The organism is Streptomyces albofaciens JCM 4342 (assembly GCF_008634025.1).
Lineage (GTDB): Bacteria > Actinomycetota > Actinomycetes > Streptomycetales > Streptomycetaceae > Streptomyces > Streptomyces albofaciens.
Genome location: NZ_PDCM01000001.1, coordinates 3,011,068 through 3,031,113, shown reverse-complemented (window position 1 = coordinate 3,031,113; position 20,046 = coordinate 3,011,068). Strand labels below are relative to the sequence as shown.

The window sequence follows — 20,046 nt, the reverse complement described above, 5'->3', positions numbered from 1 at the left end:
CGCGTCACCGCACCGGCCCGCGCAGCGCCGCCTCCCCGGCGAAGGTCTTGGACTCCATCAGGAACTCGGCCAGGGCCCCGTCGTGCGGCAGGCCCGGGCGGGACCAGTGGGTGGGCACGGCGCCCCAGTGGGTGTTGCGGATCAGCGGGCTCGCCACGCACTCGCGTACCAGGTCCGCGTCCTCGCTCAGCACGGTGAGGGCCAGGGTCCGGCCGAACGCGGCGGGGCGCAGCCCGGGGCCCCAGGGCGCCACGGCCGCGTACGGCAGGGGCAGTTCGACGCCGAACCGCGGGTCCTCCGGGCTGTCGAGCGGGACCACGACCGGCCGCAGGACGGCACTGCCGTCGCCCAGGTCGGCGAGGAACCGTTCGCCGGGGAACCGTTCTGCGGGGTCCTCGCCCGCCCCCGCCGACCGTGGGCCGACGCTCTCGTGCAGCTGCTCGGCGAGGCGCCGGGCCTCGCCGAGCGGCCGTACGGGCAGGGCCGCGTCGGGGTGGTCCGGCGCCAGCAGCGGGAGGCGGGCGAGCCGTTCGGCCAGGGTGTGAGCGAGGCCCGGCGCGTCGTCCTCGCACAGGACGGCACTTGCGTTGAGGCACTGCACCCCGGCGTCGGCGGCGACCGAGTCGGCGACGGTGTCCAGGTGGGACCGCCAGGACACGTCCCGGGTGAGCAGGACCTTCGAGCGGCCGGGGCCTTGCGCCAGCACCCGCCGGCTGCCGGCGTAGCGGGCGACGACGGGGTCACCGCCGTAGACCAGGCCGAGGTCGGCCCGGTCCACGAGGGCTTCCGCGTGCTCGTGGGTGGTCGGCAGCAGCGCCACGTACCCGGGCGCGAGGCCGGCCTCCCGCAGGGCCCGGACGAGCCGTCGCGGGGTGAACGGGTCACGCTGGGAGGGGCGTACGGCCACCCGGTATCCCAGGGCGAGGGCGCCCAGCCACTCCACGTGGGTGGCCGGGTGATTGCCGGGCGCCAGGACGCCGAGGACGTCGCCCTTGCGTACCCACGCCACGGCCGCACCGGCGCTCGTCCGCCCCGCGGCGGCCAGATCGCCGAAGGACAGGTCCCCGAGCGGTACGGCCCCGGAGGGGCGCTGCGCGGCCAGGGAGTCCGCCGCGGCCCGCCCGGCCCGCGCCACCCGGTCCAGGGTGCGGCGGGCGACGGCGACGGGCAGCCCGGAGACCAGCGCCTGGCGGCGGCAGTACGTGCCGGGGGTCTCGCCCTCCAGGGTCGCCGTGGCGAACAACTCCCCCGCCCGTGCGAGGGCCGCGAGGCGGTCGTCCGCCGCCTGTCCGGGCGCGGCGCGCATCTCGTCCATCACCTGGCGGATCAGCAGCGGCGGCGCGAGGGAGAGTTCGCCGACCGGGCGGCCGGTGACGTCGGTGAGGGGGGTGCGGTTGGCGGAGCGGTACGGTCCCGTGGCCCGCTCGACGTCGATGGCGCAGCCGGTGCCGTCCGGAGCGGCCGCCGTGTCGCCCGCCATCTCAGTACACCCCCTCGATGATCTTCGCGCCGCCGTCGGTGAAGGGCCGCACGTCGGCCACCCCGTCGCCCGAGTAGCCCGCCACCGGCGCGACCCGGACCGCGGTGTCCCGTTCGAGGACGTACGGCAGCAGCACCTCCGGGCTCAGCTGGCGCATGCACACCCGGCCGCGCTCGCCGTACGCCACCTCGCGCGACGGGTCCTCCGGGTCGAGCAGGGACAGGTGCACGTACGGGTGGAAGGGCTGGAAGACGCACGCATGGGTGTCACCGGGAACGGCGGGCCGCTGTGGCGCCCCGCCCATCATCGTGTTGCCGTACAGACCGCTGAGGACCGCGCCGGGGAAGACCTCTCCGGACAGCAGCCGCAGCGTCTCGGGGTCCATCGAGGTGCCGCCCCACATGATCCCGCGCACCTGGTCGCGGACGAGCCCGGCCAGGCGCGGGCGTTCGGCGATCGCCTCCAGGAGGGGCGGTGTCGCGTACAGCAGGGAGACGTGCTGCGAGGCGAGCACCCGCTCGGCCTGGTCGAGGAGGTGGTCGACGTAGTGCCGGGCGAGGTCGGTGTGGCCGTCCCGCAGGCACCGGCGCACCCAGCGCGGGTCGAAGTCGACCGGGAAGAACACCGCGCCGCGCAGCCGGGCGAGTTCACGCAGCGCCTCGGCGACGACGTGCGGTCCGGTGGGGCCGAGGAAGAGCAGGTTGCCGTCGTGCGCGGGGAAGCCGTGCTGGTCGAGGACGTCCGACCACCAGCGGGTGTTGCGGGCCCACTGGCCGAGGTCGACGGTGCGCTTGGGCGCGCCGGTGGTGCCGCCGCTCTCCCAGACGGCGGGCGGCCGGCCGAGGCCGCGCAGGCCCGCGGGCAGCAGGTCCTCGACCGGTATGTCCCGCCATTCGCCGCTGACGTCGGGGAAGCGGTCCAGGTCGGCGACGGTGGTGATGTCCTTGCGCGGGTCGAAGGGCAGCGAGGCGGCGCGCTCCACCCAGAACCGGGAGCCGGTGGCGGGGTCGAAGTGCCACTCCATGGCCGCCGCCACGACGGCGTCGGCGGAGGGCAGTTCGTGCCAGGGCGTGCCGAGTACGGCATCGACGTCGCGCATACTGAGTCGCCTTTCTGACTGTTTGTGCCGGTTCGTACAATCTTTCCCGTGGTGAGCGGACGGCGGCGCCCGGTGGGTGGCGTCCGGCGGACCCGATCCACCGGATCATGGGATGATTGTCGGTGCAATGCGGCCCGGGACATTCCGGCTTGAAGCGCGCGGCGGCTGGCCGGAACCGTATCCCCGCTGCTGGAGGGATGGGGCGCGGGCCCACCGCCCCATCCCCGCGGATTCCGCTTCCGGACGGCATCACACCGTACGCCGCGCCCCCTCAGGCTTTGACCGCCCGCAACGCGAACAGCAACGGGATGCGCGGCTCCTCCGGCGGCAGCCGCCACCAGCCGTTCTCCGCCTGCTCCATCGTCTCGAAGCGCTTCCAGGGCAGCAGGTCCGTCTCACGCAGCAGATCCACCGTCAGCCCCGCGCCGACCAGCGCGCCGACCGTCTCCCCCAGGCCGTGCCGCCACTCGTAACTGGTCGTCGCGCCCTCGACGGGCGGCCCGTCGGTGTAGGTGTACGGCGAGTCGCTGCGGATGGCGCCCCGGCCGGCCAGGTAGTCGTGCGCGAGCACCAGCTGCTCACCGCCCGGCGCACGGTCCGGGTCGGGAACAGCACCCAGGGAGTTCAGCAACGGGTGGAACTCCACCACGTACAGCATGCCGCCCGGCCGCAGCAGCCCGGCGATCACCTGGGCCCACCGGGACAGGTCGGGCAGGTAACAGAGCGCGCCCTTACCCGTGTAGACCACGTCGAAACGACGACCGCCCAAGGCCTCGGCCGCCTCGTGCACATCCGCCTGGACGAACTCGACGTCCCGCCCGCTGTCCGCCGCCAGCCGCCGCGCCTGCTCCAGCGCCGCGCCCGAGAAGTCCAGGCCGACGGTGTGCGCCGCGCCCCGCTCGGCGAACGCCTGCGTCTCGGTACCCAGGTGGCACTGGAGATGGAGCACGTCCCGGCCCGCCAGGGGCCCGAGGTCGTCCCACTCGAACGGGGCGAACCAGTCGTCGGCGGTACGCGAGCCGTCCAGGCCGTAGAAGGCGCTGGCCACGTGCACCGGGGTACGGGCGTCCCAGTTCGCCTGATTGGCGCGGAGCATGGCGTCGGTCGGAGCACTGTCCTCAGTAGTCACAGCGGCCTCCCTACCCGGCCGCGCCCGAACAGATGCCCACCGCGGGAACACGGGCCGCGGTGGGTCAGGCACGGGGCGTCGCCGTGCGTCCGTACCGGTGAGGAGGTGTGCGGTGTATCCACCGAGGAACTTCGACATCGGCTGGCCGGATCTCGTGTACGGGATGGTGGCCTGCGGGCGCGACGGCGACGCCGACCGGTGGGCGGCGACCGTGGAACGGCGGTTCGCGGAGGGGGGCGTACGGGCGACGGAGGACGTACGGGCCACGGGTGGCATGTGGGCGACGGGTGGCGCGGACCGGCCGCCGGCCGGCGAAGGCGACCCCACCCCCTCCCCCTGCCTGGCCACCCTGTCCGTACGCAGCGCGCTCGACCTGGCCCTGACCGCCGCCTCGCTGCCACGCGGCAGCGAGGTGCTGATGTCCGCCGTCACGATTCCCGACATGTGGCGCATCGTCACGGAACACGGCCTGGTGCCGGTGCCGGTGGACCTCAACGCGGACACGCTCCTGCCCACCGCCGAGCGGTGGGCGGCAGCCGCCACCGAGCGCACACGCGCCGTCGTCGTCGCCCACCTCTTCGGCACCCGGTCCCCACTGGGCCCGCTGGCGGAACTGGCCGCCCGGCGCGGCTGGCTGCTGATCGAGGACTGCGCCCAGGCGTACAGCGGGCCCGGTTTCCGCGGCAGTCCGGAGGCCGACGTGTCACTGTTCAGCTTCGGCCCGCTCAAGACCGCCACGGCGCTGGGCGGCGCGGTGGCCGTCGTACGGAATCCGGGTCTGCTGGCGGCGATGCGCGCGCTGCACCGGGAGTGGCCGGTGCAGACACGGGACGCGCAGGCCCGCCGGGTTGCCAAGTACGCCTTACTCGCACTGCTCACCACACGGCCGGTCTACACCGGCCTGGTGGCCGCCGCCGGCGCACTGGGTCACGACCACGCGAGCGGCCTCCAGAACACGGTCGGCGCCTTCGCCGGTGCGGACCTCATCCCGGCGATCCGGCAGCGCCCCGGCCCCGCACTGCTGGACCTCCTGGACCGGCGGCTGCGCGCCCCGGACACCGCGCGGGCGGTGGCCGAACGGGCGGAGGTGGCACGACGGCTGGTGACCCGCCTGCCCGACCCGTCCCTGGTCTACGGCGCGGCCGCCCCCGTGCACACGTACTGGCTCTGCGCCGTCCCCACCCCCGACCCCGACGCGACCACCGCCCGGCTGCGCTCCGCGGGCTTCGACGCGGCCCGCCCGACCTCCCTCGGCGCCGTACCCGCCCCGCCCGACCGCCCCCAGGGCGCCCGCACCGCAGCACACCTCATCCGGCACGCCGTCTGCCTCCCCCTGCGCCCCAACATGAGCGACCGGACCCTGGACCGAATGGCAGCCCTCCTGGACCCGGAGGACTGGGGCACCACCCGATGACCCGCCTCAGCCCGTTTCCTCCGCCGCACCGCCCTTCCCCACCCAGAACAACACATGCCCGCCGTCCCCCTCCGCCACGAACTCCTCCCCTTCCACGGAGAGCCCGGCCGCAGTGATCCACTCCCGGTACGTCTCCCGGCCGGGATGGCTCCACCACATCGGAGCCCCACCCCCGAGCCAGTCCTCCTCGGTCCCGGTCCAGGCGCCGTCCCCGGCGATGACCAACGCGGTGCCACCGGGGCGCAGCCACCGGGCGACGCGGGACAGCAGTACCGGCTGCTCGGCGAGCGGCAGATGGATCAGCATGTAGAGACAGACGACCGCGTCGAAGGAAGCGGCGGGGAAGTCGATGTCCATCGCATCGGCGCGATGAAACGTGGCACGCGGCACGAGCCCACGAGCCCGCCTCACCTGCACCTCGCTCAGGTCCACCCCCGTAACGGCATGCCCGGCAGCGCTCAATGCCCGCGCAACTGGCACACCACACCCGCATCCAAGATCAAGCACATCCGCCCCGTCCGGCAACCGCCCCAACAGAGCGGCGATCCAGGGCGCGTAGGTGTCGTCTCCGGCGTCATCGGCACGGTAGACGTAGGAAACGGCGTCATAGCCCCGACGGACCATGGCTTTGGGGGCGGAGGGTTCGAGACCGGCGGGCTCGGGGGCGGCTGGAGGCGTCACGGTTGGGACGGTAGGGGGCGCTCGTGGGCCGGGGCGAACCGTTTTCGGCTGCTGTGCCACGCCGGCCTCGTAGTGGCGCACACAGCTCGCCGTCAGCCCGCCCGGCGCCCCGTCCTCCGATACACCGACCGCAGCAGCTGGTCCTTCGCCGGGCCGGCCACCCTCCACGTCAGGTGCCACTCCCCTTCCGAGACGACCGTGAATTCGCCCCGGTAGAGGTCGGCGGCGCAGGGGTGGTGGGTGGTCCAGTGGCCGGAGTGGAGGTTCAGGTCGTGGAAGGGGCGGCCGTCGGTGAAGGTGATGGTGGCGGTGCCGTCGGGGTGGGGGTGGAGGCGGAGGGTGCGGGTGGCGGGGGTGGTGGTGCCGTTCCAGGTCAGGTGGCCCTCTTCGACGTGCAGGAGGGTGGTGCCGCCGTCGGGGTCTTCCGGGCGGAAGTGGGCGGTGCCGTGGAAGGTGCCCTGCGTATCCGTACGGATGTCGAGCACGGTGCGGTCGATGGTCCACCAGCCGGCCAGGTAAGCGGTGGCGTCCGGGACCGGGTGCCGGCCGCCGGGTGCGGGCGGGCCGTCGTGCTCTGTCGACATGGCGCCATTGTGCCCGGTGGCGGTGCAGGCGCCGCGGGCGGGCGGGCCGCCGGACAATTGCCGTGCGACCGCGTCCGCCGGGTCAGTAGGGTGCGCGGGGCCGGGTACCCCGGCCCGGGGCGGACGACGGAGCGGACGAGGAGAACGGTGTGAGCGCAGTGGGCGGCGGGGTGCGCCGGGCGCGGCAGGTGCTGGTCTTTGACGCCGACGACACGTTGTGGGAGAACAACGTGATCTTCGAGCGGGTCATCGAGGAGTTCCTGACCTGGCTGGACCATCCGGAGCTGGGCCGGGACGGCGTACGGGCGCTGCTGGACGAGATCGAGGCGGCCAACGCCGCGGTGCACGGCTACGGCAGCAAGGTGTTCCTGCGCAGCCTCGGCGAGTGTGTGCGGCGGGTGCGGCGGCGGGCGGCCGACGAGGCGGAGCTGGCCCGGATCGCGGGCTGGGCGCGGGCCTTCGAGGCGGACGAGGTGGAGCTGATCCCGGGGGTCGCCGAGACGCTGGCGGAGCTGGCCGGGCGGCACCAGCTGCTGATGCTGACCAAGGGCGACGCGGCGGAGCAGCGCCGGAAGGTGGAGGTGTCGCGGCTGGCGCACCACTTCCGTGACGTACGCATCGTGCCGGAGAAGAATGTGGGGACCTATCAGGAGCTGGTGCGGATGTACGCGCTCGCGCCGTCGGCCACCTGGATGATCGGCAATTCCCCGAAGTCGGACATTCTGCCGACCCGGGAAGCGGGCCTGAACGCGGTCTTCATCCCGAACGACAACACATGGGTGCTGGAACACGGCGTACTCGACCCGGCCGATGAGAAGGTGCTGCGGCTGGAGAGGTTCGCGGAGTTGTCGCGGCACTTTTGAGGGGGCGGGTAGGCAGTTCTGACGGGTCGGGTAGGCACTTCTGAGGGGTCGGGTAGGGAAAGGGGAGGCGGCGATGGCGGGGTTTGCGGGAGGGCCGCGGGTTTCGTGTGTGTTCTTGTGTCACGACGGCGGCGGGAAGGTGCTGCTCGCGCGGCGGGGCGCGGGGGCCCGGGACGAGCCGGGGACGTGGGACTGCGGTGCCGGGGCGCTGGAGTTCGGTGAGAGCTTCGAGGCGGCCGTGACGCGTGAGGTGTACGAGGAGTACCGCGCGACGCCGCTGGAGATCACGCAGCTCGGGGTGCGCAATGTGCTGCGCGGCGAGCCGGTGGAGTCGCACTGGGTCGCCGTGGTCTTCGCGGTCCGGGTGCGCCCGGAGGAGGTGCGGATCGGGGAGCCGCACAAGTTCGACGAGCTGGGCTGGTTCGCGCCCGGCGCGCTGCCGTCGCCGCTGCACTCGCAGTGCGCCGGGACGCTGGCGCTGTTCCCGCAGGGGTGAGGGGCGGCGTACGGCGCGGGTCGCGCGCCGTACGCCGCCCGGCCGGCACTACATCGGTTCGGTGTCGGTCAGTTCGCCGTCCAGGGCGAGCCAGCGGGTGATACCGATCTCCCGGAGGAACGCCAGGTCGTGGCTGACCACGATCAGTGCGCCCTGATAGGACTCCAGCGCCGTGACCAGCTGGCGGACCGACGCCATGTCCAGGTTGTTCGTCGGCTCGTCCAGCATCAGGAGCTGGGGCGCGGGCTCGGCCAGCATCAGCGCCGCGAGGGCGGCCCGGAAGCGCTCGCCCCCGGAGAGCGTGCCCGCCCGCCGGTCGGCGCGGGCGCCCTTGAACAGGAACCGCGCCAGGCGGGCCCGTACCGCGTTGTGCGTGGCGTCCGGGGCGAACCGTGCGACGTTCTCGGCGACGGTCAGCCCGTCGTCGAGGACATCGAGCCGCTGCGGCAGGTAGCGGTGCGGCACGTGGATCTCCGCCGTGCCCTCCGCGGGCGGGATCTCGCCCGCGAGCGTCCGCAGCAGCGTGGTCTTGCCGGAGCCGTTGCGCCCGGTCAGCGCGATCCGTTCGGGGCCGCGCAGGTCGAGGTCCGCGTACGCACCGTAGCGTGCCCGCAGCCCTCGTACGGTCAGTACCTCGCGGCCCGGCGGCACCGCGGTGCGCGGCAGGTCGACGCGGATCTCGTCGTCGTCCCGTACCGCTTCGGCGGCCTCGCCGAGCCGTTCCCTGGCCTCCTTGAGCCTGTCGGCGTGCATGGCGCGGTGCTTGCCGGCGGAGACCTGGGCCGCGGCCTTGCGGCTGTTCATGACGATCTTCGGCTCGCGCTTCTGGGCGTACATCTTGTTGCCGTAGCGGACCCGGCGCGCCAACTTCAGCTGTGCCTCGCTCAGTTCGCGCCGCTGCCGCGCCACGTCGGCCTCGGCGACGCGCAGCATGCGCTCGGCCGCTTCCTGCTCGACGGCGAGCGCCTGTTCGTACGCGGTGAAGTTGCCGCCGTACCAGTGGACCTCGCCGCCGCGCAGGTCGGCGATGCGGTCCACCCGGTCGAGCAGTTCCCGGTCGTGGCTGACCACGACCAGGGCGCCGGACCAGCCGTCCACCGCGGCGTAGAGCCGGCGGCGGGCGGCCAGGTCCAGGTTGTTGGTCGGCTCGTCCAGCAGGAGCACGTCCGGACGGCGCAGCAGCAGCGCGGCCAGCCGCAGCAGGACGGACTCGCCGCCGGAGACCTCGCCGACGGTGCGGTCGAGGTCGATGGCGTGCAGGCCGAGCTGGTCGAGAGCGGCGCGGGCGCGCTCCTCGACGTCCCAGTCGTCGCCCACGGCGGTGAAGTTGGCCTCGCTGACGTCGCCGTTCTCGATGGCGTGCAAAGCGGCGCGGGTCCCGGCGATGCCGAGGGCCGCGTCCACCCGCGTCCTGGTGTCCAGGGCGGCGTTCTGCGGCAGGTAGCCGATCTCGCCGGTCACCTTCACGGTCCCCTCGACGGGGTGCAGTTCCCCGGCGAAAAGCTTCAACAGGGTCGATTTCCCCGCTCCGTTGAGGCCGACGAGGCCGGTGCGCCCGGGGCCGACGGTCAGGTCGAAGTCCTCCAGGACGGGGGTGCCGTCGGGCCACGCGAAGCCGAGACCGGCGCAGACGATGGCGCCGGAGGTGGCGGAAGGGGCGGAAGAGCTGGAGGAACTGGAAGAGGTGGAAGAGGTGGTCATACGGGTCTCCTCGGTGCGCGCGAAGGTACGGGGGCGGCGCGGGAGACACCACGGGAGGTCCACGGGAGAGCCGGACCGGCGTCACGGGAACCGTCGCGGGAACGGTGGAGCCGGGCGGAGGGCGGGCCGGACATCGCGGATCGCCGAGGTCGTGGACAGGGCCGCACAGCGGGTGCCGGGCGCGCTCTTCGCGCGTCTCGCACCTCACGCCGCGGGCGTGGTGTCTCATGACCTCAGACGAGCAACGGCCTTCTCCTGTCGACGGCAATGGGGCCGAGAAGAACGGTACGGGCACCGCCGCCAAAACGCAAACGCTATTTTCGTTGCGTTTGGTGGTGGAGGGGCGATGGTGCCCCTCCGCTCCGGACCAAACCGTCGGCCGCGCCGCTCGGTCCCCGGCCCCTCCGCTCCGGCTCCGCCCCTCCGCCCGGCCCCGGCTCCGGCCTCAGCCCGCCTCCCGGGACCGGGACCGTGCCCGCGACCGCAGTCGCACCCGCCCCGGCCCCGCCGCCTGCAACGTGATCCCCGCGGTGAGCGGGACCTCCCGGTCGACGGCCGTCAGCTCGTACGAGCGCAGCAGTACCGCCGCCGCCAGCACCGACTCCAGCATCGAGAAGTGCTGCCCGATGCACGCCCGGGGGCCGCCGCCGAACGGGAACCACGCGTAGCGGTGGCGCGCCGCCTCCCGCTCCGGCGTGAACCGCCGCGGGTCGAAGCGCTCCGGGTCCTCCCACAGGCCGGGGTGCCGGTGGGTCACCCACGGCGAGACGATCACGTCGGCGCCGTCCGGTATCCGGTGGCCGCCGATCTCGGTGGCCGCGACGCCGCGCCGGCTCACCACGGGCGCCGCCGGGTAGAGCCGCATGGCCTCCTTGAGGGCCATCGTCAGCCGCGGCAGCCGCTCCAGGTCGGCGGCCTCCGGCTCCCGGTCCCCCAGTACGGCGTCGACCTCCTCCCGTACCAGCGCCTGTTCCTCCGGGTGCCGGGCGAGCAGGTGGAGGGTGAAGGCCAGCGAGGTCGCGGTCGTCTCGTGTCCGGCGAGCAGGAAGACCAGGACCTGGTCGCGGACCTCGGCGGCGTCCAGGCCGCCGTCCGCCGCGTTGCCCGCGCGGGTGAGCAGGGACAGCAGGTCGGTGCCGTCGCCCGGTTCGCCGGCGGCCCGCCGCCCGGCCACGATCCGGTCGCAGACCGCGTGCAGTTCGGCCGTCGCGGCGGCGGCCCGGCGGTTGGCGGGGGTGGGCCAGTGGCGCGGCGGGTTGCGGGGCGAGAAGCCACGCCGTACGACGTACGAGTTGATCACCGGGAAGCAGCGGTGCACGGTGGCGACCGCGGCCTCCACGTCCGTGCCGAACAGGATGCGGGAGACCGTGCGCAGCGCGAGCCGGTTCATCTCGCCCACCAGGTCGACCGTGCCGCCGGGCGCGGTCCGCCAGCGCTCGGCGACCGCCCGGGCCTCCGCCGCCACGGCCGACGCGTAGCCGTCCACCCGGCGCTTGGTGAACAGCGGCTGCACGATGCGCCGCTGCCGCAGGTAGTCGGCGTCCTGGCTGGTCAGCAGGCCGTTGCCGAAGGACTGCCGGACCTCTTCGTAGAACGGGTGGTCCTTGCGGAAGTTGGCGGCCTCGGAGGCGAGGATCCGCTGGCTGCCCTCGGGCGAGAACACCCCGTAGAAGACGCTGCGCAGGCCGGGCGGGCCGGCCGTGAAGCGCACCACGTCGCCGTGGTCGCGGCGGGCGCGCGTGAACGTGTCGAGCGTGCTGCGCCGCAGGTCGAACATCGAGCCCAGGAACGGTACTCCCCGGGGACCCGGTATCGCCGGGCCGGAACGTGTGGTGAGGGTCATGGGGGCGATACCTACCCCGCGTAGCATGGGCCGAATGATCAACAAGCGTGCCGGCCGCCAGCCCGCCGAAGCCCCCTGCCGCGTCACCGTCTGCCGCGGCTGCTGCTGCGGCGACCCGCGCAAGATCCCGGGCGTGGACCACGCGGCGCAGATCCCGCGGCTGCGGGCCGCGCTGGCGGGCGCGGCGGAGGTCCGCGCCTCGGAGTGCCTGGACGTCTGCGACCAGGCCAACGTCGTGGTGGTCCAGCCGTCCCGCGCGGGCCGCGCGGCGGGCGGACGCCCGGTGTGGCTCGGGCTGGTCAACGACGACGCGGCGCTGGACGACGTGGCCGCCTGGATACGCGCCGGCGGCCCCGGCCTCGCGGAGCCGCCCGGCGTACTGGACCTGTACGCGTTCACCGTGTCGCGGCGGGTGCGGGAGGCGTTGGAGGGCTGAACGGCTGGCCCGGGGGCGGCGGGGCTGAACGGCTGGCCCGGCAGCGGCGGGGCTGAACGGCTGGCCCGGCAGCGGCGGGGGCTCAACGGCTGTTCCGGGGCGGCGGGGGCTTCGGTCCGCTGGCGACGAAAGCCCGCCACCCAGGTGACCGCATGGCGGCCCCGCAGAATTACCGGAGTCTTACGGGCCGGCTCCACGTGCCCCGCCCGCCCGCTCCGCGCGCTTGGCTGGACGCATGGAACCCCTCGCACCCCGCCGCTCGCCGCTGCTGCGCCGCGCCGTCGTCGTCCCCGCCCTCCTCGTGGCCGTTGCCGTCGCGGCCGTCGCGCTCTACCTCTTCCAGCCGTGGAAGGCCCTCACGAACACGACGGTGGACGAGGCCGTACCGTCCGCCACCTCCTCCCCCACGGAAAAGACGCGCGACGCGGACGGCATGGACAAGCCGGCGGCCGATGGCTCCTTCGTCTCCCACGAGCACGCCACCAGCGGCACCGCCCGCACGCTGGGCCTCGCGGACGGCGGCCGCGTGGTGCGGCTGGAAGACCTCAGGACGTCCGAAGGGCCGGACGTACGGGTCTACCTGTCGCACCGCAGCGCCGCCGACGCCGAGCGCGGGCTCGGTGCGGGCGCCGTGGAACTGGGCAAGCTCAAGGGCAACCTCGGCAAGCAGAACTACGCCGTGCCGGCCGGCACCGACCCCGCCGCCTTCCGCAGCGTGGTGATCTGGTGCCACCGCTTCTCCGTCTCCTTCGGCGCCGCCGACCTCCCGGCGGCGGCCGCGATGGCACGCTGATCCCGTGAGCCGAACCACCCCGCCCGCCGCCCCGCCGCCCGGCCCGGTGCCCGCCGCACCGCCCCGGCGCGTCCTCGTCGTCGAGGACGACCCGACCGTCGCCGAGGTCGTCACCGGCTACCTGACGCGCGCCGGCTATCTGACCGAGCACGTCACCGACGGCTGGGCGGCCCTCGACCGGGCCGCCTCCTTCCGGCCGCACCTGGTGGTGCTGGACCTGATGCTGCCGGGCCTCGACGGCCTGGAGGTGTGCCGCCGACTGCGCGGCGCGCACACCGCGGCTCCCGGGCCCGCCCCCGCCCCTGTACCCACCCCCGTTCCCGTCGTGATGCTCACCGCCCGCGGCGAGGCCCCGGACCGCATCCTGGGCCTGGAGCTGGGCGCCGACGACTACGTGACCAAGCCGTTCAGCCCCCGTGAACTGGTGCTGCGCATCGGGTCGGTGCTGCGCCGCGCGGAGGCCGCCCCGCCCGCCGCCACCCCGGTCCCGCCCGTACGGGCCGGCGACCTGACCGCCGACCCCGCCGCCCGGCACGCCGTACGGGCCGGACGTCCGCTGTCCCTGACCACCCGCGAGTTCGACCTGCTGCTCTTCCTGATGGGCAATCCGGGGCGGGTGTTCGCCCGGGAGGACCTGCTGCACCAGGTCTGGGGCTGGGAGTTCGGCGATCTGTCCACGGTGACCGTGCACGTGCGGCGGCTGCGCGAGAAGATCGAGGACGATCCGGCGGCACCGCGGCTGATCGTCACGGTGTGGGGCGCCGGGTACCGCTTCGACCCGGCGGGCGGTATGGACGACGACGGCGCGGCCCCGGACGCCCCGCCCGCTCCCGCCGAAACCCCCCGCCCATGAACGACTTCCTCGTCATCGTCGCGCTGGCCGCCCTCGGCGCCGTGGCGGCCGGGCTGCCGGCCGCCGCTGCCGTGCGGGTGCTGCGCCGCCGATCCGTCGCGCTGTCGCTGTTCGCGGCGGGGGCCCTGGCGGTCGTCACGATGGCGGCCGGAACGGTCGCCGTCGCCCAGGCGATGTTCCTTTCGGCGCACGACCTCGGTGTGGTGATGGCCGTGGTCGCCGCCTCCGGGCTGGTCTCGCTGGCCGCCGCGCTGCTGTTCGGCCGCCGGATCGCCGCGGGGAGCCGGCAGCTGGCGGACGCGGCGCGTACGGTCGGCAGCGAGGGCGGGTTCGCCGCGCCCGCCGATCCGCCGACGGCCGAACTGGCGACGCTGGCCGCGGCGTTGGAGGAGACCAGTGCCCGGCTGGCACGGGCCCGGGACCGCGAGCGCGCGCTGGACGCCGCGCGGCGCGACCTGATCGCGGGCATCTCCCACGACCTGCGCACGCCGCTGGCGGGCCTGCGGGCGATGGCCGAGGCCCTGGAGGACGGCGTGGTACGCGGCCCGGACGCGGCCCGCTATCACGCCCGTATCCGGGTGGAGGTGGACCGGCTGGCCGGTATGGTCGACGACCTCTTCGAGCTGTCCCGTATCCAGGCGGGGGCGCTGACCCTGACGCCGTCCCGGGTGTCGGTGTACGACCTGGTGGACGACGCGCTCGCGGGCGCCCGGCCGCTGGCCGCCGCGGGCGGGGTGCGCCTGGTGGACGGCGGGGTGGCGGCCGTGCCGGTCCGGGTGGACGCGCAGCAGATCACCCGGGTGCTGGGCAATCTGCTGGTCAACGCGATCCGGGCGACGCCGGACGGCGGCACGGTCGCGGTTGCGGCGCGGCAGATCGGCGCCCGGGTGGTGCTCGCGGTGGAGGACGGCTGCGGCGGCATCCCGGAGGCCGACCTGCCGCGCGTCTTCGACACCGGCTGGCGCGGCGCGCCCGCCCGTACGCCGCGCGCGGACGGCGGGAGCGGCGCGGGGCTGGGCCTGGCGATAGTCCGCGGCATCGTCGAGGCGCACGCGGGGCGTGCCACGGTGCGCAACACGGAGCGCGGCTGCCGGTTCGAGGTCGAACTCCCCGGCGGATGAACGGCGGGCGACCGGCGGGCGAACAGCGGGTCAGCGCACCCGTGCGGCGGTACCGGCCTGCCGTCACGCCATCGCGGCGGCGGACTGCGGCATGATGGTGATCATGACGGAGGAACGCCTGCCGGACGCGGCAGAAGTGGCCCGGCTGGTCCAGGACGTCGTGCCCGGGGTGCGTGCCGCGGACATCCGGCCCATCGGTGAAGGCGGCGACCACGCGTCCTGGTGGGTGGGCCCGGACCATGTGGTGCGGTGCGCGCTCGACTCCGGCGGATCGGAGCGCCTGCGCCGGGAACTGGCGCTGCGCGAGCTGGTCGGCGAGCGGACCGGCGTTCCCGTGCCGGAGAGCGTCGCGAGCGGGGACTGGGTGCGGGGGCGCGCGTTCACCCTCGACACCCGGCTGGACGGGGTCTCCGCCGAGCTGCGCCCGGTTCCGGCGACGGGCGAGGAGGACCTCGTACGGATGCTCGTCGCGCTCGCGCGGCTCCCGGTGGCGGACGCCGAGGCGCTGGGCGTACCGCCGGAGGCGCCGCGCAACATGCCCGGACTGCTGCGCCGGGCCGCGACGGCGGCGGAAACCGTCGCGGCGCGCGGTGAGTTCGACGCCGCGTGGCTGCCGAGGCTGCACGTACGGGGAGCGGAGGCCGCGGCGGGACCGGCCACCCTGGTGCACAACGACCTCAAGGGCGAGCACCTGCTCGTGTCCGACGACGGCCGGATCAGCGGCGTACTGGACTGGACGGACGCGGTGACCGGGGACGCCGCCGAGGATGTCGCCGGGCTCGCGATCTCGGTCGGTGCCGTGGCGGCCGTACGCGTCGCGACGGCCGCCGGATTCGACCGCGGCGCCTGCGCCCGCGCGCTGCAACTGGCCCGCTGCGACACACTGACGCTCCTCTCCGACCGGCTCGGCGGCCGCGACGACAGCCCGCTGCCGCTGCTGCGCGCGCAACTGCGGCGTGCATGGGAGCCGACCGCTCTGGACCGGGCGGAGGAGACGTAGGCGGTCGCGTTCGAGCCGCCGGTCGGACGGGCGACGGGCGGACGGCGACGGCCGGACGGCGACGGGCGAACGGCGACGGGCGGACGGCGACGGGCGATGAGTTGCTCCGCGATCCGCGATGTCAGTGGTGGCTGGTCTACTACAGCCGTGAAGCCGGCGCGGCGTGCACCGGCCGAGCCTGCCGAGACCCGGCCACGAGACAGGTAGGAGACCCTGGATGCGTACTCTGATCAGCACTGCTTTCATCTCACTCGACGGCGTCGCGGAGGCTCCGGGTGGCGAGCCCGGTTACCGGAACTCCGGATGGACCTTCAAGGACGTCGAGTTCCTCCCCGAGGCGTTCGGCATCAAGGGCCGGGAGCAGCAGGAAGCCACCGCGATGCTGTTGGGCCGGGTCAGCTATGAGGCGTTCAGCCCGGTGTGGCCGGACATGGAGGACTTCGTCGGTTACAAGGTGATGCCGAAGTACGTCGTCTCCACCAGACTCACCGAGGACGACCTGGTGTCGAACTGGGGCGAGACGACCATCCTGCGCTCGCTGGACGACGTCGCCGCGCTGAAGGAGACCGAGGGCGGGCCGATCATCGTGCACGGCAGTCTCTCCCTGAACCAGGCCCTGTCGGACGCCGGCCTGATCGACCGTTACCACCTGCTCGTCTTCCCGCTCCTGCTCGGGGCGGGCAAGCGGCTCTTCAGCGCCACGGACAAGGACGCCCAGAAGCTGAAGCTGGTCGAGCACGAGGCCTACGCCAACGGTCTGCAGAAGAACGTCTTCGACGTCGTCCGCTGACGAGGCTCACGGGGCCGCCCGCCCCAGACAACATCACGACTACCCCCACCCCCTGCGACTCTCCCACCCCCTGCGACTCCCCCACCTCCTACGACTCTCCTCCTCCTACTCCCTCTCCCCCTCCGGCTCCCACAGCGGATGCTCCCGCCGTGCCCATTCCGCGTCGACGGTTCCGGTCCGCATGCCCCGGCGTGCTTCCGGGTCGCCGTACGCCCGCCATACGTGGCCTGCGATGACGACGATGACCGCCAGCGCCAGCCAGTCGTGGACGAAGGTCGCGCCGGTGCGCCACAGGAGCGGGGCGAGGTGGGTGAACCACATCAGCAGGCCCGTTCCGGCCATGACCAGGACCGCGCCCGCCAGCCAGGCGGCGTAGAGCTTCTGGCCCGCGTTGAACTTGCCCGCCGGCCGGTCGGACCCGCGACGCAGCGCGGAGCGCAGCCAGCGGCGGTCGTGCGGCCCGTACCGGTTGAGACGGGTCAGGTCGGTGCGCAGCGCGCGTGAGGCCAAACCGAGCAGCAGTGGTACGGGCAGCAGCAGGCCGGACCACTCGTGGACGGTGACCATCAGCGCCCGGCGGCCGACGAGTTGGGCGAGGAAGGGCAGGTAGAGGCAGCCCGCGGTCAGGACGCAGACGGCCATGAGGGTGGCGGTGGCGCGGTGCACCCAGCGCTGGGCGGGCGTGAAACGGCGTACGCGCGCGCCGGCCACCGCCCGTACCGACGCCTGCGTCTGTGCCTGCGCCTGCCTCCGCGCCTGCGCCTGGGCCCGGGCCTGTCCCCGCTCCTGCGCCCAGGCCTGTGCCTGTGCCCGCACCTGCGCCCAGCCCGCCGCGCGCTCAGACGGTCGGCGCATCGTCGCGTCCGTTCGAACGGCCGACCCACGCGTCCACGTCGTAGCCGCGCTCCTCCCAGTAGCCCGGCTCGACCCGCTCGGTGACGGTGATGCCGGAGAGCCACTTCGCCGACTTGTAGAAGTACATCGGCGCGGCATACAGCCGCACCGGCCCGCCGTGTGCGTGCGGCAGCGGCTTGTCCTGCATGGTGAGGGCGATCAGTACGTCGTCGCGGCGGGCCTGTTCGAGCGTGAGGCTCTCGCTGTACGCGCCGTCGAAGCAGGTGAAGCGGACGGCTCCCGCCCCGGGCCGTACCCCTGCCGCGTCCAGGAGGCGGCGCAGGCGTACGCCGGTGAAGGGCGTGTCCGGGACCCGCCAGCCGGTCACGCACTGCACGTCGCGCACCAGGCGCGTCTGCGGCAGCGCGCGCAGGTCGGACAGGCGGTACGTGGTGGGGCGTTCGACCAGGCCGTCCACCGTGAGGCGGTAGGTGCGGGCGTCCTTGGCCGGTACGGAGGCGGTCACCGAGTAGTAGCGGAAGCCGCCGCCCGCCGGGAGCAGTCCGGTCAGGCCGGTGGGGTCGTTCCGGGCGGCGGCGCCGAGCGAGTTGTCGTACGCGCGTTGCAGGTACGGGGCCGTGGCGATGCCCGCGGCGCCGGTCAGGAGCATGCCGAGGACCAGGCGGCGGCCGACGGGAGTGCCGTGTCCGTCGGCCGCCCGGCCGGTGCCTTCCTGGCCTTTCCCGGTGGCGGGCGCTTCGCCGGGGCGTGGCGTGTCGTCGTGCGGGGTCACGTCTCGATTCGAGCACCGCGCCGGGGGCCCGGCCAGTCTTACGGGCGGGACGTCAGGCTTTCGTCATCTTTCGGGTCTGGGGCCGGGGCCGGGGTCGGGGCCGGGGCCGCGGGCGGAGGCAGGGGCGGGTCCGGGGACGGCCGTTCACGCCCCCGAGGCGTGGCAGTGCCCTGCCCCGCCGCTCTCGCGCGGCAGGTCCAGCGTCGGGTTCCGGTCGAAGAAGCCGGTCGGCCGGAGGGTGAATCCGCAGCGGTCGACCGGCATGACCGGCCAGTCCTCCAGGCGCGGCAGGTGGGTCGGGCCGAAACAGTGCCAGAGCGTGAGGGCGGTGTTCTCCAGGGATTCGCCGGGGCGCGACCACGCGGTGACACCCGCGCCGCCCGGATGCTGGTTGGGGTGGTCGCCGTCCGGGAAGCGGCGGTCGGCGGCGCTGCGGGTGATCCACAGGTGTTTGGTCGCGTAGGCGACCCGGGCGGCGACCGGGGAGCCCGGCCGGGCGAGCAGGGTGGGGCCGGACGGCTGCGGGGTCAGGGTGTACGCGACGGGCCGGCCGGTCCGGTTGCGGACGGACGGGTTGGTGATCCGCCAGCGGCGCCCGGCGGCCGGGTCGGCCAGCCGCCCCGCCTCGCCGGAGTCGGTGACGGCGGTGGCACGGACGGTGAAGGCGTTGCCGTGGGGGTTGTCCGGGCCCATCGGGAGCGGAACGACATCGACCTCCTCCACCGTGTTCGCGTGGCCGTCCACCGCCGGGTCCAGCCGGGCGCAGAACAGATGCTGGTGGTACGGCGCATGGAGGCCGGGGGCGATCTCGGTGGCGTACGGGGAGACGGTGCCCGGCGCGGACGCCGAGGTCTGCACCAGGCCGGTCGACTTGACCTCGAACTCGATGCCGCCGTCCTGGTAGAGGTACCAGTAGAAGCCGTAGTCGTAGTTGCCGAGCGTGGCGATGTACGAGACGACCAGACGGCGGGAGCGGCGGCTCTCGGCGGTGAAGTCGTCGAACATGTTGGTGTGCTTCCACAGGAGGCCGTGGTCCTCCTCGTGGATACAGATGGCGTTGGGCAGCGTCTGCGGCACCCCGTGGTCGTCGGGGACGACCGCGTCCACGTACACGATCTCGCCGAGGCAGTCGCAGCCCAGCCGCAGCGCGTTGGCGTTGCGGCCGAGGGTGTACTCGCCGACGTCCAGGTAGCAGATCCAGTTGCGGTCCGCGCCGGGGTCGGCGTACGGGACGGCCATCTCGGCGAGCGAGGCGCGGTGCAGCACGGGCCGTACGCGGTCGCCGTCCCGGACGCGGACCTCGTGCAGGACCAGGCCCTCGCGGGCGTTGAAGTCCAGCCGCAGCGACCAGTTCTGCCAGGTGAGGCGGTGTCCGTCCAGGGTGAAGGAGGGGCCCTCGGGCTGACTGATCTCCAGGGGCCTGAGGTCGCTGCGCGCCGGGCCGTTGAACTCGGCCTCGTAGCGCCCGCATTCGGCGGGGACCGGGACCGCGCCGGTGTCCACGAGCCGTACGACCCGCCGCTCGGTCAGGTCGACGTCGGCGACCAGGCCGCCGACCGGGTGCGCGAACGGGTTGTCGGTGGCCTCGCAGCGCAGGAACGTCAGCGAGCGCAGCATGCGGCGCCCGGTCTCCTCGGCGCGGCCGAAGTTCCCGGCGGCGAGCGGGGCGCAGACGGCGAGGGTGGTGTCGGTGATGCCGCGCTCGGCCATGGCCTCGCGCCAGCCCGGGTCGGCCTTGACGATCTGGTCGCAGCGCTCGTACTCCTCGAAGAGGATGGGCGGCTGGCCGTCCGCCGCCGGGTCGAGGGCACGGTGCGCGAGCAGCGTGCGGGCCGTCACGTCGACGACCGCCTCGGTGCTGGCGCCTGTCGCGGTGTCCAGCAGGGTGACGCGCAGCCGGCGGACGACCGGGTCGCCGGGGCGGTGCGCAGTGACGGTGTGCCGGTCCGGCTCGTCCAGCAGGACGAGGGGGAAGCGGGTGGTCTCCGCCACCAGGCCCTGGTCGCTCAGGATTTCGCGGGCGGCGGTGATCTCGTCGGCGGTGAGCGGGGCCAGCGGGTGCGGTGCGGGTGCGGGCGTTTCCGGGGCGGTGGACGTTCCGTCCGCGTCCCGGGGGTCCATGGCGCTGTGTGCCAT

General features: G+C 74.1%; 19 protein-coding genes. 9 read left to right on the top strand and 10 right to left on the bottom strand.

Features of this window, described 5'->3' with window-relative positions:
* Positions 1-4: 4 nt before the first annotated feature.
* The 3 genes from CP973_RS13620 to CP973_RS13610 all read right to left on the bottom strand — a co-directional run bounded on the left by CP973_RS13620 (position 5) and on the right by CP973_RS13610 (position 3,675).
* Positions 5-1,480, bottom strand: coding sequence for an aldehyde dehydrogenase family protein (locus tag CP973_RS13620; RefSeq protein ID WP_150240543.1), 1,476 nt, complete (start codon positions 1,478-1,480; stop codon positions 5-7).
* Position 1,481: 1 nt separating this feature from the next.
* Positions 1,482-2,579: an acyl-CoA synthetase family protein gene (locus CP973_RS13615; protein WP_150240541.1), complete on the bottom strand. Its 1,098-nt coding sequence runs from the start codon at positions 2,577-2,579 to the stop codon at positions 1,482-1,484.
* A 271-nt stretch (positions 2,580-2,850) separates the two neighbouring features.
* On the bottom strand, positions 2,851-3,675 hold the full coding sequence (locus CP973_RS13610; RefSeq protein ID WP_425282001.1) for a class I SAM-dependent methyltransferase: 825 nt from the start codon (positions 3,673-3,675) through the stop codon (positions 2,851-2,853).
* 145 nt (positions 3,676-3,820) lie between these two features.
* On the opposite strand from CP973_RS13610, the gene CP973_RS13605 reads away from it, so the two are divergent.
* A complete protein-coding gene (locus tag CP973_RS13605; RefSeq protein ID WP_167538327.1) occupies positions 3,821-5,122 on the top strand; it encodes a DegT/DnrJ/EryC1/StrS family aminotransferase in 1,302 nt (433 codons plus the stop codon).
* A gap of 6 nt (positions 5,123-5,128) precedes the next feature.
* On the opposite strand, the gene CP973_RS13600 is transcribed toward CP973_RS13605, so the two are convergent.
* Both CP973_RS13600 and CP973_RS13595 read right to left on the bottom strand, forming a co-directional pair.
* Positions 5,129-5,746: a class I SAM-dependent methyltransferase gene (locus CP973_RS13600; protein ID WP_150243548.1), complete on the bottom strand. Its 618-nt coding sequence runs from the start codon at positions 5,744-5,746 to the stop codon at positions 5,129-5,131.
* A 149-nt stretch (positions 5,747-5,895) separates the two neighbouring features.
* Complete coding sequence (locus tag CP973_RS13595) at positions 5,896-6,387, bottom strand: DUF6314 family protein (protein WP_150240535.1); 492 nt, start codon at positions 6,385-6,387, stop codon at positions 5,896-5,898.
* Positions 6,388-6,545: 158 nt separating this feature from the next.
* Here CP973_RS13595 and CP973_RS13590 point away from each other — a divergent pair, with 158 nt between their 5' ends.
* Both CP973_RS13590 and CP973_RS13585 read left to right on the top strand, forming a co-directional pair.
* Positions 6,546-7,250, top strand: a complete 705-nt coding sequence (locus CP973_RS13590) for an HAD family hydrolase (RefSeq protein ID WP_150243546.1) — start codon at positions 6,546-6,548, stop codon at positions 7,248-7,250.
* 109 nt (positions 7,251-7,359) lie between these two features.
* The gene (locus CP973_RS13585) at positions 7,360-7,746 is read left to right on the top strand and encodes an NUDIX domain-containing protein (RefSeq protein WP_244409469.1); all 387 of its coding nucleotides are present in this window, start codon (positions 7,360-7,362) and stop codon (positions 7,744-7,746) included.
* 48 nt (positions 7,747-7,794) lie between these two features.
* On the opposite strand, the gene CP973_RS13580 is transcribed toward CP973_RS13585, so the two are convergent.
* Positions 7,795-9,447, bottom strand: coding sequence for an ABC-F family ATP-binding cassette domain-containing protein (locus tag CP973_RS13580; protein WP_150240531.1), 1,653 nt, complete (start codon positions 9,445-9,447; stop codon positions 7,795-7,797).
* Positions 9,448-9,892: 445 nt separating this feature from the next.
* A complete protein-coding gene (locus CP973_RS13570) occupies positions 9,893-11,290 on the bottom strand; it encodes a cytochrome P450 (RefSeq protein ID WP_150240527.1) in 1,398 nt (465 codons plus the stop codon).
* A gap of 34 nt (positions 11,291-11,324) precedes the next feature.
* On the opposite strand from CP973_RS13570, the gene CP973_RS13565 reads away from it, so the two are divergent.
* The 6 genes from CP973_RS13565 (at position 11,325) to CP973_RS13540 (ending at position 16,283) form a co-directional block, all read left to right on the top strand.
* Entirely contained in the window at positions 11,325-11,726 is a 402-nt protein-coding gene (locus CP973_RS13565; RefSeq protein ID WP_003982151.1) for a hypothetical protein, read from the top strand.
* A gap of 235 nt (positions 11,727-11,961) precedes the next feature.
* The gene (locus CP973_RS13560) at positions 11,962-12,519 is read left to right on the top strand and encodes a DM13 domain-containing protein (protein ID WP_150240525.1); all 558 of its coding nucleotides are present in this window, start codon (positions 11,962-11,964) and stop codon (positions 12,517-12,519) included.
* A gap of 4 nt (positions 12,520-12,523) precedes the next feature.
* Positions 12,524-13,372, top strand: a complete 849-nt coding sequence (locus tag CP973_RS13555; RefSeq protein WP_150240523.1) for a response regulator transcription factor — start codon at positions 12,524-12,526, stop codon at positions 13,370-13,372.
* Positions 13,369-14,493 (top strand): sensor histidine kinase, encoded by a 1,125-nt coding sequence (locus CP973_RS13550; RefSeq protein ID WP_150240521.1) that lies wholly within the window; start codon positions 13,369-13,371, stop codon positions 14,491-14,493. The genes CP973_RS13555 and CP973_RS13550 overlap by 4 nt, the downstream gene beginning before the upstream one ends.
* A gap of 103 nt (positions 14,494-14,596) precedes the next feature.
* The gene (locus tag CP973_RS13545; RefSeq protein WP_150240519.1) at positions 14,597-15,493 is read left to right on the top strand and encodes a phosphotransferase family protein; all 897 of its coding nucleotides are present in this window, start codon (positions 14,597-14,599) and stop codon (positions 15,491-15,493) included.
* Between the two features lie 217 nt (positions 15,494-15,710).
* Positions 15,711-16,283: a dihydrofolate reductase family protein gene (locus CP973_RS13540; protein WP_150240517.1), complete on the top strand. Its 573-nt coding sequence runs from the start codon at positions 15,711-15,713 to the stop codon at positions 16,281-16,283.
* Positions 16,284-16,388: 105 nt separating this feature from the next.
* Here CP973_RS13540 and CP973_RS13535 read toward each other — a convergent pair whose 3' ends face one another.
* The 3 genes from CP973_RS13535 to CP973_RS13525 all read right to left on the bottom strand — a co-directional run bounded on the left by CP973_RS13535 (position 16,389) and on the right by CP973_RS13525 (position 20,046).
* Positions 16,389-17,138, bottom strand: a complete 750-nt coding sequence (locus tag CP973_RS13535; RefSeq protein ID WP_341874813.1) for a cytochrome b/b6 domain-containing protein — start codon at positions 17,136-17,138, stop codon at positions 16,389-16,391.
* Positions 17,122-17,787, bottom strand: a complete 666-nt coding sequence (locus CP973_RS13530) for a molybdopterin-dependent oxidoreductase (protein WP_244409839.1) — start codon at positions 17,785-17,787, stop codon at positions 17,122-17,124. The genes CP973_RS13535 and CP973_RS13530 overlap by 17 nt, the downstream gene beginning before the upstream one ends.
* A 267-nt stretch (positions 17,788-18,054) precedes the next feature.
* Entirely contained in the window at positions 18,055-20,046 is a 1,992-nt protein-coding gene (locus CP973_RS13525) for a primary-amine oxidase (protein ID WP_244409467.1), read from the bottom strand.